The organism is Methyloceanibacter sp. (genome assembly GCF_035650995.1).
GTDB lineage: Bacteria > Pseudomonadota > Alphaproteobacteria > Rhizobiales > Methyloligellaceae > Methyloceanibacter.
This window is the reverse complement of record NZ_DASRGO010000079.1, coordinates 1-3,370: the sequence shown is the minus strand read 5'-3', so window position 1 is coordinate 3,370 and position 3,370 is coordinate 1. Positions and strand designations below refer to the sequence as shown.

3 protein-coding genes are annotated in these 3,370 nt (G+C 67.7%); 2 read left to right on the top strand and 1 reads right to left on the bottom strand.

Annotated elements, in window-relative coordinates:
- The coding region (locus VFB18_RS06255; RefSeq protein WP_324972350.1) for a thioredoxin domain-containing protein at window positions 1-1,583 on the bottom strand (1,583 nt) is incomplete at its 3' end.
- Between the two features lie 34 nt (window positions 1,584-1,617).
- Here VFB18_RS06255 and mnmE point away from each other — a divergent pair.
- Together mnmE and VFB18_RS06245 are read left to right on the top strand one after the other, a co-directional pair.
- Complete coding sequence (mnmE, locus tag VFB18_RS06250; protein ID WP_324972348.1) at window positions 1,618-2,982, top strand: tRNA uridine-5-carboxymethylaminomethyl(34) synthesis GTPase MnmE; 1,365 nt, start codon at window positions 1,618-1,620, stop codon at window positions 2,980-2,982.
- Window positions 2,983-3,029: 47 nt separating this feature from the next.
- A partial coding sequence (locus tag VFB18_RS06245; RefSeq protein WP_324972345.1) for an FAD-dependent oxidoreductase occupies window positions 3,030-3,370 on the top strand: 341 nt, incomplete at its 3' end.

Sequence of the window (3,370 nt, the reverse complement as noted above, 5' to 3'; positions counted from 1 at the left end):
GGCCGCACGATGAGGTCGGAGGTGTCGTCGGCGACGAAGTAGTAGCCACCGATGTCATCCGCCCAATAATGCGTGTCGAGAATGTCAGTCCATTGGCGCGCGCGCGCGACATAGTCGCGCTTGCCGGTGACGTTGGCGAGCTTGAGCGCGGCGCGGATCATGTTAGCGTAGTCGTTGGCGGTCGCCGGCGCCTTGGCTTCGTTCGCGCGGTAGGCATGCCTGAGCCGCCCGTCGGATATCATCCGTGTACAGATGAAATCGAAGGCGGCCTCCGCCGCTTCGAGCCAGTGCGGTCGGTCGAAGGCCGCGGCTGCTTCGGCGAGTGCGGCGATCATCAACCCGTTCCAATCGGCGAGCACCTTGTCGTCGAAGCCCGGACGAACGCGGCCATCCCGGCGCGCGAGCAGTCTCTTGCGGATCGAGGCGAGCTTCGCCTCCGTCGCCTCGTCGCGGAGCTCGGTCGAACCGAGGCGATTGAGAATGTTGTGACCTTCCCAATTGCCGGACGGCGTGACGTCGTAGATTTCGCCGAACAAGCCGGCATCGTCGGCATCGAGCGTCTCGGCAATCTCCGCTGCGCTCCACACGTAGAATTTGCCCTCCTCGCCCTCGCTGTCGGCATCGAGCGAGGCGGCGAAACCTCCGCCCGGAACCACCATCTCGCGCAGCAGCCATCCGACCGTCTCCTCGATCCGCTCTGCGAACAGCTTCGATTTCTGCTCGCGCCACGACTCGGTCATCAGCTCGATGAGCTGTGCGTTGTCGTAGAGCATCTTCTCGAAATGCGGGACGAGCCAGCGCTCGTCCACGCTGTAGCGCGCGAAGCCGCCGCCGAGATGATCGTAGATGCCGCCTTGCGCGATGTGCGTCAGCGTGAGGTTCACCGCCTCGAGCGGATTGGCTAAACCGTAGCGGAGACCGGCCCGCCACAGAAATCCGAACAATTGGGCTTGCGGAAATTTCGGCGCGCCCCTGATCCCGCCGTTCACGGGATCGATCGCCTGAAGGATGCGGCGCGCGAGATCCGCCAGAGCCTCCTCTGACGGGGGCGCGCTCGCCGATACCGTGTGGCCGGGCTTGAGCCGGTCTTTCAGCACCTCGGCGTTCTGCCTCACCTTGTCCGGCTCCTCGCGGTACACCCGCGCCACTTCTTTCAGTACACTGACGAATGCCGGACGTCCGAAGCGCTGCTCCTTGGGGAAGTAGGTGCCGCCCCAGAACGGCTCGGCGTCGGAGGTCAAGAACATGGTGAGCGGCCAGCCGCGCTGCTCGCCAAGCTCGTGCAGCGCGCCCATGTAGATCGCGTCCACGTCCGGGCGCTCCTCGCGGTCGACCTTGATGTTGACGAACAGGTCGTTCATCACGGCGGCCGTGGCTTCGTCCTCGAAGCTCTCGTGCGCCATGACGTGGCACCAATGGCAGGCGGCATAGCCGACCGAGAGCAGGATGGGCTTGCCGCTCGCGCGGGCCTCGGCGAGCGCCTCCTCGCCCCAGGGGCGCCAATGCACGGGGTTGTCCTTGTGCTGGAGCAGATAGGGGCTCGTCTCCTCGCCCAGCCGGTTGCCTTCTACCCGCTCCTGCATGGCTCTTCCTTTCGCTCGGCCCTAGGATAACGCATTGGAGCGGACGATCGGCGACAACATGAATGAAATTGGCGGGACGCGAACCATGCCGTCTGACACCATCGTCGCGCATGCGAGCGGCATCGGCCCCGCGGCGATCGCCGTGGTCCGCGTCTCGGGGTCAGGGACACGCGCGGTGCTCGAGGCGCTCACAGGCGGCGTGCCCGAGCCGCGGCACGCGAGCCTGCGCGACATCGGCCCGCCGCATTGGTCGCTGCTCGACCGCGGGCTCGTCCTGTTCTTCGAGGCGCCGGCGAGCTTTACCGGGGAGGACATGGCCGAGCTCCATGTGCATGGCAGCCGGGCGGTGATCTCCGAACTGATCGAGGCGGTGCTGTCGCTTCCCGGCACGCGCCTTGCCGAACCCGGCGAGTTCGCCCTCCGCGCCTTCGAGAACGGCAAGCTCGATCTTCGCCAGCTCGAAGGCTTGGCCGACCTCGTCAATGCCGAGACGCGCTGCCAGCGCGAGCAGGCGCTGCTTCAGGCGCAAGGGGTCGCGAGCGCGCGCTACGAGGCGTGGCGCGAGGGGCTCGTCCGCGCCCAGGCCTTGACCGAGGCCGAGCTCGACTTTGCCGACGAGGGCGATGTCGGAGTGGGCGTTGCGGTCGAGGCGGGCCGGATCGTCGACGGACTCTTGCGGGAGATCGAGGAGCCCTTGAAGGGCGGCGGCGAGCGTTTGCGCGAGGGCGTGCGCATCGTCATCGCCGGTCCCCCCAATGCCGGCAAGTCCAGCCTGATGAATGCGCTCGCCAAGCGCGATGTCGCCATCGTCTCGGAGGAGGCGGGCACCACGCGCGACGTGATCGAGGTCCATCTCGATCTTGGCGGCGTGCCGGTGATCCTCACCGACACCGCGGGCCTGCGCGAGGCCGAAGGCAAGGTCGAAGCCGAGGGCGTGCGCCGCGCGCTTGCTCGCGCCGAAAAGGCCGACGTCGTGCTCTGGCTTATCGATGCGACGACGCCCGCCTGGGAGCCTCCGGCGGCGCTCGCCTCGAAGACCTGCATCGCCGCCCTGAACAAGATCGATCTCGCGCCCGAGGCGGGCGAAGGGCGGAACGTCATTCCAGTGTCGGCCAAGACCGGGCAGGGGCTCGATCCCCTGATCGCGGCGCTCGAGATGGAAGCCCAGCGCGCGACCGAAGCGGGCGCAGGCTCCCCGCTCATGACCCGCGCCCGCCACCGTGTCGAGCTTGAAGGCGCGCGCGATGCCCTGCGCCGCTATGGCGAGCCTGCGCTAAGCCCCGAGCTCAGGGCTGAGGAGCTCAGGATCGCCGCCCGGCACCTTGGCCGCCTCACCGGCCGCATCGATGCCGAGGAGGTGCTCGGCGCCATCTTTGCCGAGTTCTGCATCGGCAAGTAGGAAGTCTTCCTCCCGGTGGGGAGAGGCGCTTTGATTCACGTGAAACAATGGACGGAAGCCGGCGGACCGACTACCTACGGGCCATGAGCAAGGGCGCCGATTTTAGCTTCGATGTCGTCGTCATCGGCGGCGGCCACGCCGGTTGCGAGGCCGCGGCCGCGGCCGCCCGCATGGGCGCGCGCACCGCCCTCATCACCCATAGCTTCGCCACCATCGGCGAGATGTCCTGCAACCCGGCCATCGGCGGGCTCGGCAAGGGCCACCTCGTGCGCGAGATCGATGCACTCGACGGGCTCATGGGCCGCGTTGCGGACGAGGCGGGCATCCAGTTCCGCGTCCTCAACCGGAGCAAGGGGCCGGCGGTCCAGGGCCCACGCGCGCAGGCCGA